This window comes from Alkalithermobacter thermoalcaliphilus JW-YL-7 = DSM 7308, from assembly GCA_001584565.1.
Taxonomy (GTDB): Bacteria; Bacillota; Clostridia; order Peptostreptococcales; family Peptostreptococcaceae; genus Alkalithermobacter; species Alkalithermobacter thermoalcaliphilus.
On the sequence record LSFY01000001.1, the window covers coordinates 1008742 to 1022686 of the forward strand.

The following is a 13945-nucleotide window of genomic DNA, read 5'->3' on the forward strand; positions in this document are numbered from 1 at the left end:
AAATATTTTTAATGCTTATTTGAGGTGATTATTATGCCTAAAAATATATCAAATGTTATAAGATTTGCTTGTTTTTTTCTCATTTTTTACTCGTTGGTTGGCCTTTTTATTTTAGGTGAAAACACAGAAACTATTGGTGCTTTTGTTGTACTTACTTTAAATATACTTATCTTTTGGATTTTAAAGGTTAAGAAAATAAAAGTTAAATTTGCTTCGCTAGAGTTGATTCTTATTTTATCTACTTTTCATTGTTTTTTAGGAAAGTATATAAAGTTTTATGAAACTATAAGTTGGTGGGATAAATTTTTGCATGTTTACGGAACATTTTGCATTACTTTATTTGTTTTATCTTTTATAGATATAAAACATACTAATAAATTATTCACATTCATATTTATATATTCATTAGGATGCTGTCTAGGAACATCTTTTGAGATTTTTGAGTATTTTTTAGATCTTACTCTCAAAACCAAAAGTCAGAAAGGACTTGACGATACTATGTTAGACATTATAGCTAATAATGTAGGTAGTCTTTTAGCTTACTTTTTTTATCTATACAAAAACTTTTCTAACACAAGAAGAATTAGTTAAATATAACATAGGACCATAGCATATTTCAAACTCTAATATATCTCCTACTTGTATATCTTCTTTACAATCATTTATATCTAGTATCAAATGATCTGAACTTCCTCCTAGAATTTTTATTCCTTGCAATCTAGGTATGAGCTGATCACAAAAAACAAAGTCAGCTTTTCCTATTGCAAGTAATGCTCTTTTTCTTATTCCATAATCTTTAAACTCTGGTATTTTCCCGAAAGCATCTACGAATAATTTTCCTATAGGTTTTGATGGTTTTTGTTTTACTTCTACAACCTGAGCCTTTAATATAAATGCATCTTTGTGTATTTCTTTGATGTCATATCCCCAAAGATCTTTTAAATCCCTTCCTAATATCATCCCTTCTCCTATTCTTAAATTATTTATTTTTTTTGGCATTTCATCTTTAATAAGTAATGTCAAAGATGTTGTTGCTCCTCCTGATATTATATTTAGTTTTCTTCCTATTTTTTCTTCTATTTGTATAGCAACTTTTTCTAATTTCCCTATATTTTCTTTTGTTGGAACCACTCCTCCATAACAACCTACATTTGTTCCTATTCCATAAAGTTTTACTTTTTTTAGATTTTTTTCTATGTATAGTGCAGTTTGTATCAATTCCTCATCTTCAAAAATTCCTTCTCTTAAATCTCCTACATCATACATTAATATAACATTATGTTCTTTGTTTTGTATTAAACACTCTTTTTCTATTTCAATTAATGTTTTTATTTCTGAATTTAAACTTATATTTACGTATTTAACTAAATCTTTTATTTCGCTAAGCATTGGTATTCTAAGTAACATAAACTTTGAATTTATATTATTTTTTACTAACTTTTTTATATGTTCTATTCTCGAATCAGCTATATATTTACATCCTGATTGTGATATAAGATTTACAACTTCAGGTATTGCATTAAATCCTTTAACTACAAATGCCACATCAATATTTTTACTTTCACAAAATTTTACAATATACCTAGCATTTTGGTATATTTTACCTAGATTGATTTCTAACAGCGGATACAAATATTTTCACCTCCTATATTTTTCTTTTAAAATTTATTCAAAAAATTCCTCTTATATTCAACTTTAAGCTAGGCAATAATAACAACTGTGAGTGATCACAAACTCTTAATTTTAGGAGGTAAAAATATGAATTTTAATTTAGGAAACAAACAAATAGAAAGCAATAATTTAAAGGTTATTCAAGATCAACTTAATTATGAATGTATGATGAATAAAAAATTTAGACAATACGCTGATTATTGTACAGACCCATCTTTAAAATCTTTGTGCAATGAAGCTGCTGATGTTCACAAAAGAAATTTTAATAGTTTAAAATCATATCTTGACTCACATCAGTAAAAAATTTAGGAGGGATGAATATGACAAGTACAGGTAGTTTTACTGAAAAAGAGCTTATGAATGATTTATTAGCTTCTGAAAAGCAAGTTATTTCAGCATATAGTACAGGTATAACAGAATCTTCTTGCCAAAATCTGAGAAATACTTTAATAAATAATTATAAAAATGTTCAAGATATCCAATACAAAGTATTTGATGCTATGAAGCAAAAAGGATGGTATAAAACTAAAGATGCTTTAGACTCTGATGTAAATGAAGCCAAATCAATGGCAACTCAAATGGAAAGTGAATTAAAATAGAAAACAAAAAGAAAGTAGACAAACATTAGTCTACTTTCTTGTTATTTTCTTAAATTTATCTGATATTCATTTATTTTTTGTTCCATTTTATTTTTTCCTGCAATGTAGTATTTCTTATCTTTCAAACTATCAGGCAAATATTGCTGATCTACATAATTATTTTTATAATCATGAGGATATTTATAATCTATTCCCCTCCCAAGATTGCTAGCTCCGATATAATGAGCATCTCTTAGATGATTAGGTATATCTCCTATGTCCTTAGTTTTTACATCTTCAAGCGCAAGATCTATAGCTTTTAATGTTGAATTTGATTTAGGTGCAGTAGCTAAAACTAGTGTTGCTTGTGCTAGAGGAATTCTAGCCTCAGGAAATCCTAATTCTCTTGCTGAATCAACACAAGATTTTACTATTGATATTGCACTCGGGTAAGCCATGCCTATATCTTCACAAGCTATAACTAAAAGTCTTCTACATATAGAAACCAAATCCTTAGCCTCTATAAGTCTTGCAAGATAATGCATAGCAGCATCAGGATCACTTCCCCTTATAGATTTTTGAAACGCACTTATTATATTGTAATGATAATCTTGACCTTTATCTATATTTATAAAACAAGAATTGAAATTTTCTCTAACTAAATTATAACTTACACGAATAATACCTTCCTCATTTGGTATACAAGAGTATATACATGTTTCAAGAATATTTAATGCTTTTCTTAAATCACCACTGCTTATTGTTGAAATATATTCTAATATACCATTTTCAAGCTCTATTTGAGCAGAAAGATCTTTTTTGAATATATTAATTGCTCTATTTAAAGCTTTTAAGATATCATTTTTTTCAAGAAGCTTAAATTCAAATATATTTACTCTGCTTAATATAGCTTTATGTATATAATGATATGGATTTTCAGTCGTACTGGCTATTAAAGTTATTTTTCCTTTTTCAATAAAGTCTAAAAGGTATTGTTGTTGTTTTTTATTGAAATATTGTATTTCATCTACATATAAAATAATTCCATTGTAATTTATTAAATTATTTATTTCATTTGTTATTTCTTTTATATCTTCAAGCGATGCTGTTGTTGCATTTAATTTGTAAATTTTTTTGTTAGTTTTGTTTGAAATAATATTTGCAACTGTTGTTTTTCCTGTTCCTGGAGGTCCGAAAAATATCATATTTGATATATATCCATTTTTTATCATATTTCTTAATATTCCATTTTCTCCTAATAGATGGTCTTGTCCAACTATATCCTCTATACAGTTTGGTCTTACCTTATCTGCTAAAGGCTTCATTTTATCAACTTCTTTCCATTCAAAACTTATTCAAACAAAGTCAGAAAAAACTACCTTTTAAAAAGGTAGTTTTTTAAATTATTTTTTCATTTTTTCAAGTTCTTCTAACAGTTTATCATTTAATATTTTTATGTGAGTACCTTTCATTCCTAAAGATCTAGATTCTATTACTCCTGCACTTTCAAATTTTCTTAAAGCATTTACTATAACTGATCTTGTAATTCCAACTCTATCTGCTATTTTACTAGCAACTAATAAACCTTCATTACCTTCTAATTCTGAGAAAATGTGCTCTACAGCTTCAAGTTCTGAATATGATAAAGTGCCTATAGCCATTTGAACTACTGCTTTTTTTCTCATTTCTTCTTCCATTTCTTCACTTTTAGCCCTTAATATTTCAAGTCCTACTACAGTTGCACTATACTCTGCCAAAACTAAATCTTCTTCAGTAAACATACTTTCGTATCTTGAAAGAACTAAAGTTCCTAGCCTTTTTCCACTTCCCATTATAGGTACTATCGTAACAAATTTATTATAACTTTGAACATCATTTTTAAATATTTCTAAAAGTTTTTCTTTTGTTACATTCTCTATTGTTTCTGTTATTTTCATAATATTATCATTATATTCTTTAGGAAGCTTTTCTTCTCCTGTTTCTTCATCTACAAAAGTAGGGCTATCTAGTACATGAGTTAAACTTACTCCTAATACTTTTCCTTTTGTATTTACTATATATACATTTGAACTTAATACCTCTTTTAATGTCTGACTTAATTCAGAGAAAGAAACTGGATTACTTCCTGAGTTTTGAAGTATGGAGTTAACTTTTCGAGTTCTTTCTAATAATGATCCAGCCATGCGAATTCCTCCTTTGAGTTTATTATAACATATATATTATAATTTTTAGAATTTTTATAATATTTTTTATAGTATACAAGACACAAAAGAAATATTATCATATTTCAAATAATTTATCAACAAATTTCTGTTAAATTTCGACTTTTTTTTCAAAATTACAATCTTTATTTGGGCATACTATTTTACTTGTTTTTTTATTTTCTTTGTGAACTAAATATTCACCGCATGCTGGACAAACTTCTCCTGTTGGCTTATTCCAAGATACAAAATTGCAGGCTGGATAATTAGAACATCCATAAAATATTTTTCCCTTTTTAGTTTTTCTTACTATTATTTCACCTTGTTTACATTTAGGACAAGTTATTCCCACTTTATTAAGTATTGGTTTTGTGTTTTTGCATTCTGGATAATTTTTACAAGATATAAACTTTCCAAATCTTCCATACTTTATAACCATAGGAGAGCCACATTTTTCACAAGTTTCTCCTGTTTCTTCCTCAACGGATACTTTGTCTATTGACTGTTCTGCTTTTTCAATAGCATCTTTTAGAGAACTATAAACATTTTCAACTACATCTTTCCATTTCATATTCCCTTCTTCTACTTCATCTAGCATATTTTCCATTTCTGCAGTAAAGTCAATATCTACAAATTTTTCAAAGTTTTGTTTCATTATTTCGGTAACTAAAATCCCAATTTCAGTAGGATAAAAACTATTTCCTTGTTTTACTACATATTCTCTAGCTAAGATAGTGGCAATAGTAGGAGCATAAGTACTTGGTCTACCTATTCCTAATTCTTCTAATGTTTTAACTAATGTTGCTTCTGTATATCTTGCTGGTGGCTGTGTAAAGTGTTGCTTTGGTATAGTATCTTCTACCTTTAACGCCCATCCTTTTTCTATATGTGGTAACATTTTTTCTTCTGCACTTGCAAATGTATATACTCTTAAAAATCCATCAAATTTTAATTTTGAACCACTAGCCTTAAAAGTATAGTTGCCTATTTGTCCAGTTATAGAATAAGAGTCATATATAGCATCTTCCATTAAACTTGCTATAAATCTTTCCCATATAAGCTTATATAGCTGATATTGCTCTTTGCTTAAAGAGTCTTTTATTTTATCTGGAGTTCTTTGTATCGATGTAGGTCTTATTGCTTCATGAGCATCTTGAATTTTCTTTTTATTAGATGATTTGTTTGAAATTCCTTTGTAGTATTTATCTCCTAATTCATCTATTATATATTCTTTTGCTTTTTCAGCTGCTTCTTGTGAAATTCTTTGAGAATCTGTTCTTATGTAAGATATTAAACCTACTGTTCCTTCGCCTTTTACATCTATACCTTCATATAATTGCTGAGCTATTAACATCGTTTTCTTTGTAGGAAAACCTAGTTTATTTGATGATTCTTGTTGAAGCATACTTGTTGTAAACGGTTTAGGAGCACTTCTTTTTCTTTCTTTTGTAATAACATCAGTAATTTCTAGGTCTTTTCCTTTTATATTTTCTAATATTTCATCAACCTGTTGTTGATTGTTTATTTCTAGCTTATTATCCCCTTGTCCGTAAAATTTAAATTCAACTTTATCGTTATTTAAAGTTTCACATAATAAATTTATACTCCAATACTCTTGAGGAACAAAGTTTTTTATTTCTTCTTCTCTATCACATATTAATCTAGTTGCTACCGATTGAACTCTACCAGCACTTAGACCTTTTCTAACTTTTTTCCACAGCAAAGGACTTATTTTATATCCTAAAAGTCTGTCTAATATTCTTCTAGCTTGTTGTGCATCTACTAGATTTTTATTTATAGCTCTAGGACTTTTTATTGCCTTTTTTATAGAATCTTTTGTTATTTCATTAAACTCTATTCTACACTTTTCACATTCATCTAAGTTTAATATGTGAGCTAAATGCCATGATATAGCTTCTCCTTCTCTATCAGGGTCTGTTGCTAGAAATATTTTTTCAGCTTTCTTGCCTTCTTTTTTAAGTTCATTTATTACAGTTCCCTTTCCCCTTATGTTTATATACTGTGGTTGAAAATTATTTTCTATATCTACACCTAACTTACTTTTAGGCAAGTCCCTTATATGCCCTACAGAAGCTTTTACAACATAGTTTTTCCCCAAAAACTTCTCTATTGTTTTGGCTTTAGCTGGTGATTCAACTATAACTAAATTTTTTGCCATAAAATACACCCCCGAATTTTTCTGTATAATTATGTATTTATTGTGTATATTTTATTTCCTATCTCTAAAACTTCTCCTTTTATCTCTAGTATATTTAATATTCCTAATATATCCTTTATATTCATATTTGTATGCTGTAAGATCGTGTCAACATGCAAACTTCCATACTTTTTTAGAATACTAATAATTATATTTTCATCACTTTCAATATTTAAATTGTTTTTATCAGTCAAATTTTTATGTAAAGTTATATCATATTCGCAAATTATATCCTCTGTAGAAGTTACAAGTTTTGCACCTTCTTTGATAATTTTATTACATCCACTGCTCATAAATGAATTTATATTTCCTGGTATAGCAAATACATTTTTACCTTGTTCTAAAGCATAATCAACAGTTATTAATGCTCCACTTTTTTGTGCTGCTTCTACAACTAATACTCCATCAGCTATACCGCTTATGATTCTGTTTCTCATAGGAAAATATGCTGGTTTTGGCATTGAATTCAGTGGATATTCAGAAATTACAGCCCCTTTATTTTCTATTATCTTCCTCATAAGCTTTATATTTTCTTTTGGATAGGGTCTATCTATCGATGAACCTAAAACAGCTATTGTATTAGCTTTTCCATTTAGTGCTCCTACATGACTATAATAATCTATTCCTATCGCTAAACCACTTACAATATTTATACCTAAATTTGATAATTCTTCACTTATTTTTTTAGCACACCATATCCCATACCCTGTTGCTTTTCTTGATCCTACCATAGCAATAGAAAATTCATCTAATATTTTTTCATTTCCGCTTATAAAAATTACATATGGAGGATCGTAGATATTTTTAAGTTTTTTGGGGTATTTATCATCATCTATCGTTATATATTGTATATTATTTTTTAATAGATCTTCTTTTATCTTATCTAAATAACACAAACTCCTATATTGTACTATACTTTCTTTTATTTTTGAACTGATATTTGGAATTTTATGAATTTCACTTACATTTATATTCCATATGTTTTCTATTTGAAAGTCTAAATATTCTTCTAATTTTCTTATTGTTTTATACCCTATACCCTTTATATGCCACAGCAAAAGATATGTATCAGATCTATCCATATTATCCTCCGTCAGTTGGCTTTGCTTTTTATCATTTCTAATTTAGCAACTAGACACTGTGAATTTTTCCCGTAGTTTTCAGTGTAATAATTTATCAAGTTTTCTAGATAATCTATATCTTCACAAGGATTGTCTAAAAAATCATTTAATATTTTAGATATGGAAGAAAAAAGTATGTATTGGATTGTCTCATCTATTATTTCCATCTCTTACCTCCTAAGTATATTTTTATAATGATATTATTTACAGAATTTAGTTACAGATATACATTCAATTTCCTATCTGTTATAAAAGTCTATACCCTAGAGTATAGACTTTTACTTTTTAGCTATCTATTATACATCCATTTTATTTTATTTAAAATTTCAGTTTGCTTTTTCATTTCTTCTTCTGTTTCAACTATAACATCAGCAACTGCTGATTTAATATCCTCAATACTTATATTTTTTTCATCTTTTATACCTGCTTTTTCAAGTTTTTTAGTTATATCTTCTTTCACCATATCACTCCTTTTTGTATTATTTTTTCCTGTTATATGTTATATATTCTGCTTATTTAATTTTTCAAATTGTATAAAATAAAAGAAAGATAAAGAAAAAGGAGAGATTATATGCCTGAGATAAATTATTTTAAAAATAAATCTGTTAAAGTAGTTAAAACAAATGGAAATAATAGTTATATAGACAAAGAAACTTCAGCTGACTTTTATGATGTTAACTTTCATGACCTCAAATCTTTAAAAAAGAATAATAAAACTAAGAATAATAAAGGAGTCTAAAATTTTAGACTCCTTTATTATTAAGTCCCACAAAATGTTCTGTAGCGACAAGATGATTTAGGAGGAGGCTTGGAATATTCTATTTGATCATCAGTGTGAGCATATGGTTTTGATAAAATATCTATTAGTTTGTTCATAACAGTATAATCGCCTTGTTTTACAGCAGCTTCTAGTGCCTGTTCTACTCTGTGATTACGAGGTATTACTGCAGGATTGTTATCTTGCATAAGCTTTTTAGATAGCTTTTTTGATTCTTTTTGACTTTTCAACCTAGCCTGCCACATTTTATACCAATTAATAAATTCTAAACTTTTAAACATAGGTGTATCTTCTAATTTGTCAAACGTTAAATCTAAAAAAGTATTAGTATAATCTGCTTTGTATTTTTCCATAATATTAAGTATTTCGTTAATTAGATTTTCATCTTCTACTTCTTCATTAAATATTCCAAGTTTTGCTCTCATACCAGATATCCAACTTGACTTATACAATCTTATAAAATTTAAAATTTCATCTTGTGCTAATTTAACTGCTTTATCATAATTATCATCTATCAATGGTAGTAGTGTTTGAGCAAATTGTGCTAAATTCCAAGCTCCAATAGATGGTTGATTTTTATAAGCATATCTACCATAAGTATCAATAGAGCTAAATACCGTTTCTGGATCATAAGTATCCATAAAAGCACATGGACCATAATCAATAGTTTCACCACTAATAGCCATATTATCAGTATTCATAACTCCATGTATAAATCCAACTAATTGCCATTTAGCAATAAGAAGAGCCTGTCTCTTTATAACTTCCTTTAGTAGTGAAAGATATGGATTGTTATCATCTTTAACATATGAAAAATGTCTTTTGATTGTGTAATCAGCTAACTCTCTAAGCTCATCAATACTTCCCCATTTCGAAATATATTCAAACGTTCCAACTCTAATATGACTTGAAGCAACTCTAGTCAAAATTGCACCTGGCTGCTTAGTTTCTCTAATTATTGTTTCTCCTGTTGTAACTACAGCTAAACTTCGAGTAGTAGGTATTCCAAGAGCATACATTGCTTCACTAATTATATATTCTCTAAGCATAGGTCCAAGTGCTGCTTTTCCATCTCCCCTTCTAGAGTAGGGAGTTTTGCCTGAACCTTTAAGCTGAATATCAAACCTTTCACCTTTTGGAGTAATTTGTTCTCCTATTAGTACTGCTCTACCATCACCTAACATGGTAAAGTACCCAAATTGGTGTCCTGCATAAGCTTGAGCAATAGGTAAAGCTCCTTTTGGAATCTCATTACCCGAAAGTATATATGCACCTTCTTTGCTTTGTAGCTCATCTGGATTTAGTCCAAGAGATATTGCTAAGTCGCGATTAATAACTGCAATTTCTGGTGATGGTACAGTTTCTAGATTAACTCTACTGAAAAACACTTTAGGTAAACGCGCATAGCTATTATCAAAATTCCAACCCATATTTATATCCTTCATCATATCCCTCTTTTAATTTTATATTTTCTATATTAGTATTTACAAAATTGTTGTTTAGTAACAAAGTTTTTCTTTGAAAGATTTTAAAAAAAGACTTTGTTGGAACACATGACGGAAATTATAACTTTCTCACAATTTATTAAAGTACATAATTTCCTATGTGTTATAAAAGAGCAGAAAGTTCTGCCCTTATTATATTACTTAAGACTTATTGCTTCTTTTTCTCTTGAAAACATTCCACCTGTAACATTTAAAATATATTCTGCGTTAGGATCTGCTAAATCAAATACTATATATCCTGTTTTAGTTAAATTAGGATTTATTTTATCTAAGAAAAACATATTTTGCCCATTAACATAAATATCAGCAGTAGCATCTGGATCATATGTCCTTCCTTCGCTGTCAGTAAGTTTGAATAATGAAGTATCTAATGTTCTTGCTTCTTTATCATTGTTAGTAACACTTATAATAATAATTAAAGAAACCTCTTCATTTACATCTCACATAGTTAATATAAAACCTGCTAAACAATCTGCTGAAGCAATGTGGATTTATGTCAATATAGTAGACACAAAAACTCAAATTTTTATGCAGTTTTTCTTAAAGCATCTTCAAGCTGTTGAGGAGTCATATAACCGATACTGCTATGAAGCCTTTTTCTGTTGTACCAGGATTCTATATATTCAAATATAGCTAGCCTTGCAGCATCAAAGTCATAGTATGTAGCTAAGTTTACTTCTTCCTTTTTTAGTGTAGCATGAAAGGATTCTATACAAGCATTGTCATAGGGACATCCCTTGCCGCTAAAGGAATGAACTATATTATGTTCATTAAGATAATCATCAAATTTAGAGCTTGTATATTGGGAGCCCAAATCACTGTGGAGTATAACAGTATTCTTTGGTTTTTGAGTTATGTAGGCATTTTCTACAGCCTTTATAGCTAGTTCTGTATCCATAGTCTTTGAAAAAGCATAGCCAATAATTTTCTTTGTATGAAGATCCAAAACTGAAGCAAGATAGCACCATCCGTCTTTAAGTGTATAAATATAAGTTATATCAGTAACCCATTTTTCATTTATTGTAGTTGTTGAAAAATCTCTTTTCAAAACGTTTTCTTTAGCCTCTATTTTACTTTTGGAAGAGTGAGGTCTGAATTTTTTGATAATTATGGATTTTATATTTAGTTTTTTCATAATCCCTTGGATTCTCTTAAGGCTTATGGCATGTCCTCTTTCTTCACGAAGCACTTTATGTATTTTGGGAGCAACCTTTACTATCTTTATAGATCTTCAGTATTTCTTCCTCGTACATCTTGTTTTCTACGCTTCTTTTGCTTTCGGTTTTGTTTAGATACTTATAAAAAGAGCTTCTTGAAACCTTTAACACTTCACACATTAGCGTGATATCATGCTCTTCTTTATGATCATTTATAAACTCAAAAATAGAGGTTACTTCTTTGCGAATATGGCCATGGCTTTTTTTAATATTTCATTTTCCTCCTCAAGCCTTGCCATCTTCTTTAACATTGCCTGATACTCCTCTGATGTTATAGTTGTATCTTTATCCACAGTTATTGGTTTAGCTTTCTTAATCCATCCATTGATTGTTGATTTTGATATGCCATATTCGCTGCTAAGCTCTGCCAAACTCTTACCAGAGTTATAGAGCTCTACAATTGTCTTTCTAAATTCTTCTGTATAATACTTTTGCCCTTTTGCCATTGTAGACACTTCCTTCCCTTTTTATATTTTAAGGTGTTCGGCTTTTTGTGTCTACACTAATATACTAACACCAATAAAACTTACTTATGTAAAAATATGTTGTTGCTGTTCTAAAAAGATTTACATCTCACATAGTTAATATAAAACGAGCTGAATTTAAGTCCAAGCACAACAATAAATGTAAAATTTACATCTCACATAGTTAATATAAAACCTTCAAACGGTTCTTTTTCTTCCATTGCTCTAGCTTCATTATTTACATCTCACATAGTTAATATAAAACCTGTTGAAGTTAAAAATCTAGAAAAAACATTAAAAAAAAATTTACATCTCACATAGTTAATATAAAACGTTTTTTAGATAACGGGCAAGTTGCTGCATATGTGAAATTTACATCTCACATAGTTAATATAAAACTTATATTAGCAAATCAACTAGATCTTGTGTCTGGAAATTTACATCTCACATAGTTAATATAGAACCTGCTGTCTCTGTTAGCTGTAGATTTTCTGATATTCTTCATTTACATCTCACATAGTTAATATAGAACTTCGTCACCTCTACAACCAAGATCTTCAAATATAGCATTTACATCTCACATAGTTAATATAGAACTTTTCTATTGTGTTATATTGTTCAAGCAACTCCCTGCCATTTACATCTCACATAGTTAATATAGAACTATGCCATTTTTTTCTTTATATCTTTCCAGTACATTTAATTTACATCTCACATAGTTAATATAGAACATAGTTAACTATGGACAAGGCAATTAAAAGCCATTACAATTTACATCTCACATAGTTAATATAGAACAGTAAATTAGCCGAACAGGCAAGTATAAGAAAATAATAATTTACATCTCACATAGTTAATATAAAACCTGTCAAGAATAGATCTGTCCTGCATAAGCAACTCAAAAATTTACATCTCACATAGTTAATATAAAACGTGGGTAAAATATGGCAACAAGGCTCGCTGGATGTACATTTACATCTCACATAGTTAATATAAAACGATGATACAAAAGATAGCGATGCAACTAATAAACAATTTACATCTCACATAGTTAATATAAAACCAAATGGAGAAAAAAGACATAATCAATGCTATTACAGCATTTACATCTCACATAGTTAATATAAAACTTACCAAAACTTGTGTAAAGGGGGAATAACATGAAATATTTACATCTCACATAGTTAATATAAAACTTTTAAACCCTAAATTTCTTGCAAAATAACTTCGACACGATTTACATCTCACATAGTTAATATAAAACAGTTTGACTGTATTTATCTATAACTTTTGCACTTTTGCAATTTACATCTCACATAGTTAATATAAAACCCACACGATTTAGCACAAGCAGTTGATAAAATGCTAATTTACATCTCACATAGTTAATATAAAACTAAACAAGCAAACTTCCTACAAGCACAATCCAGAGCTAATTTACATCTCACATAGTTAATATAAAACGTTTGAATTCTCTGTCCTTCTCCTACCCAGTATGCTCCATTTACATCTCACATAGTTAATATAAAACGCATAACCATATTTCATAGCAAATTCCCCCTTCGCTTAATTTACATCTCACATAGTTAATATAAAACAAAGCATATATGTCAGCAGATAAAAATCTAGCAAACTTATTTACATCTCACATAGTTAATATAAAACATGAAGCAATAGACACGTATAACACTGTCGCTATTTTGATTTACATCTCACATAGTTAATATAAAACACTAAAATATAAAATCTCTCAGGATATTGATATAACTTCCTTCAGAAACAATTACAAAGTTTTATTTTTTTAAAAATCTGCATTAAACCTTCAGTAGTGTAGATGATAAATGGTATCAACATGCTATAGATGTGTGTATTTCAACATTTAGTAAGCACTTCATATTAAACTAGGTTTAATGCAATATATATTCATTTATAAAAACATATCATCAAAACTCTTGGTTTTTCCAATTACTTCTTTCTTTATGAATTTCTGCGTATTCACTCTATAGATATACACAGAGTCTTCATCTTTATTTACTATTTTTTCAATTTCATTCAAACACTTATGCAATCTACCTTCTGTAATTTCTCCTTCAAATACAGAATTTTGAGTCCAAGTTAAGTATTTCTTTAAGTGTTTTCTAACTTTGTTTACCCTTTTAATTTCTACATCATATGTTAAAATTATATACATA

At 28.5% G+C, this 13945-nt stretch carries 14 protein-coding genes, 1 pseudogene and 1 CRISPR repeat array; of the genes and pseudogenes, 4 read left to right on the plus strand and 11 right to left on the minus strand.

The window, feature by feature from the left end; all coding sequences use genetic code 11:
• The first annotated feature begins 33 nt into the window (after positions 1-33).
• A complete protein-coding gene (locus tag JWYL7_RS05315; protein ID WP_066070008.1) occupies positions 34-591 on the plus strand; it encodes a DUF2238 domain-containing protein in 558 nt (185 codons plus the stop codon).
• Here the strand turns inward: JWYL7_RS05315 and JWYL7_RS05320 are convergent.
• On the minus strand, positions 553-1632 hold the full coding sequence (locus JWYL7_RS05320) for an alanine/ornithine racemase family PLP-dependent enzyme (RefSeq protein ID WP_066070012.1): 1080 nt from the start codon (positions 1630-1632) through the stop codon (positions 553-555). The two genes, JWYL7_RS05315 and JWYL7_RS05320, sit on opposite strands and share 39 nt — an antisense overlap.
• A 126-nt stretch (positions 1633-1758) precedes the next feature.
• Between JWYL7_RS05320 and JWYL7_RS05325 the strand changes: the two genes are divergently transcribed.
• Both JWYL7_RS05325 and JWYL7_RS05330 read left to right on the plus strand, forming a co-directional pair.
• Positions 1759-1971: a ferritin family protein gene (locus tag JWYL7_RS05325; RefSeq protein WP_066070014.1), complete on the plus strand. Its 213-nt coding sequence runs from the start codon at positions 1759-1761 to the stop codon at positions 1969-1971.
• Positions 1972-1991: 20 nt separating this feature from the next.
• Positions 1992-2270, plus strand: a complete 279-nt coding sequence (locus JWYL7_RS05330) for a spore coat protein (protein WP_149683718.1) — start codon at positions 1992-1994, stop codon at positions 2268-2270.
• Between the two features lie 41 nt (positions 2271-2311).
• On the opposite strand, the gene JWYL7_RS05335 is transcribed toward JWYL7_RS05330, so the two are convergent.
• The 6 genes from JWYL7_RS05335 to JWYL7_RS10535 form a co-directional block, all read right to left on the minus strand.
• Positions 2312-3574 carry a replication-associated recombination protein A gene (locus tag JWYL7_RS05335; protein WP_066070019.1) on the minus strand — a complete coding sequence of 421 codons (1263 nt, stop codon included), beginning with the start codon at positions 3572-3574 and terminating at the stop codon, positions 2312-2314.
• 78 nt (positions 3575-3652) lie between these two features.
• Complete coding sequence (gene codY, locus JWYL7_RS05340; RefSeq protein ID WP_066070022.1) at positions 3653-4432, minus strand: GTP-sensing pleiotropic transcriptional regulator CodY; 780 nt, start codon at positions 4430-4432, stop codon at positions 3653-3655.
• 130 nt (positions 4433-4562) lie between these two features.
• The gene (gene topA, locus JWYL7_RS05345) at positions 4563-6629 is read right to left on the minus strand and encodes a type I DNA topoisomerase (protein WP_066070025.1); all 2067 of its coding nucleotides are present in this window, start codon (positions 6627-6629) and stop codon (positions 4563-4565) included.
• A 29-nt stretch (positions 6630-6658) separates the two neighbouring features.
• Positions 6659-7750 (minus strand): DNA-processing protein DprA, encoded by a 1092-nt coding sequence (gene dprA, locus JWYL7_RS05350; RefSeq protein WP_066070028.1) that lies wholly within the window; start codon positions 7748-7750, stop codon positions 6659-6661.
• An 11-nt stretch (positions 7751-7761) separates the two neighbouring features.
• Entirely contained in the window at positions 7762-7956 is a 195-nt protein-coding gene (locus JWYL7_RS05355) for a hypothetical protein (protein WP_066070030.1), read from the minus strand.
• A gap of 122 nt (positions 7957-8078) precedes the next feature.
• Positions 8079-8249: a hypothetical protein gene (locus JWYL7_RS10535; protein ID WP_161937482.1), complete on the minus strand. Its 171-nt coding sequence runs from the start codon at positions 8247-8249 to the stop codon at positions 8079-8081.
• Positions 8250-8360: 111 nt separating this feature from the next.
• Here JWYL7_RS10535 and JWYL7_RS10540 point away from each other — a divergent pair, with 111 nt between their 5' ends.
• Complete coding sequence (locus tag JWYL7_RS10540) at positions 8361-8528, plus strand: hypothetical protein (RefSeq protein WP_161937483.1); 168 nt, start codon at positions 8361-8363, stop codon at positions 8526-8528.
• A gap of 20 nt (positions 8529-8548) precedes the next feature.
• Here JWYL7_RS10540 and JWYL7_RS05360 read toward each other — a convergent pair whose 3' ends face one another.
• From JWYL7_RS05360 to cas2, 4 genes and pseudogenes are all read right to left on the minus strand, one after another.
• Positions 8549-10012 carry a protein adenylyltransferase SelO gene (locus JWYL7_RS05360; RefSeq protein ID WP_066070033.1) on the minus strand — a complete coding sequence of 488 codons (1464 nt, stop codon included), beginning with the start codon at positions 10010-10012 and terminating at the stop codon, positions 8549-8551.
• Between the two features lie 197 nt (positions 10013-10209).
• On the minus strand, positions 10210-10488 hold the full coding sequence (locus JWYL7_RS10135; protein WP_083528291.1) for a DUF4352 domain-containing protein: 279 nt from the start codon (positions 10486-10488) through the stop codon (positions 10210-10212).
• A gap of 110 nt (positions 10489-10598) precedes the next feature.
• Positions 10599-11735: pseudogene (locus JWYL7_RS10400) on the minus strand (IS3 family transposase).
• Between the two features lie 118 nt (positions 11736-11853).
• A CRISPR array of direct repeats spans positions 11854-13485; the repeat unit is 29 nt; unit sequence ATTTACATCTCACATAGTTAATATAAAAC.
• A 195-nt stretch (positions 13486-13680) separates the two neighbouring features.
• Positions 13681-13944, minus strand: a complete 264-nt coding sequence (gene cas2, locus JWYL7_RS05375) for a CRISPR-associated endonuclease Cas2 (RefSeq protein WP_066070038.1) — start codon at positions 13942-13944, stop codon at positions 13681-13683.
• Position 13945 lies beyond the last annotated feature (1 nt).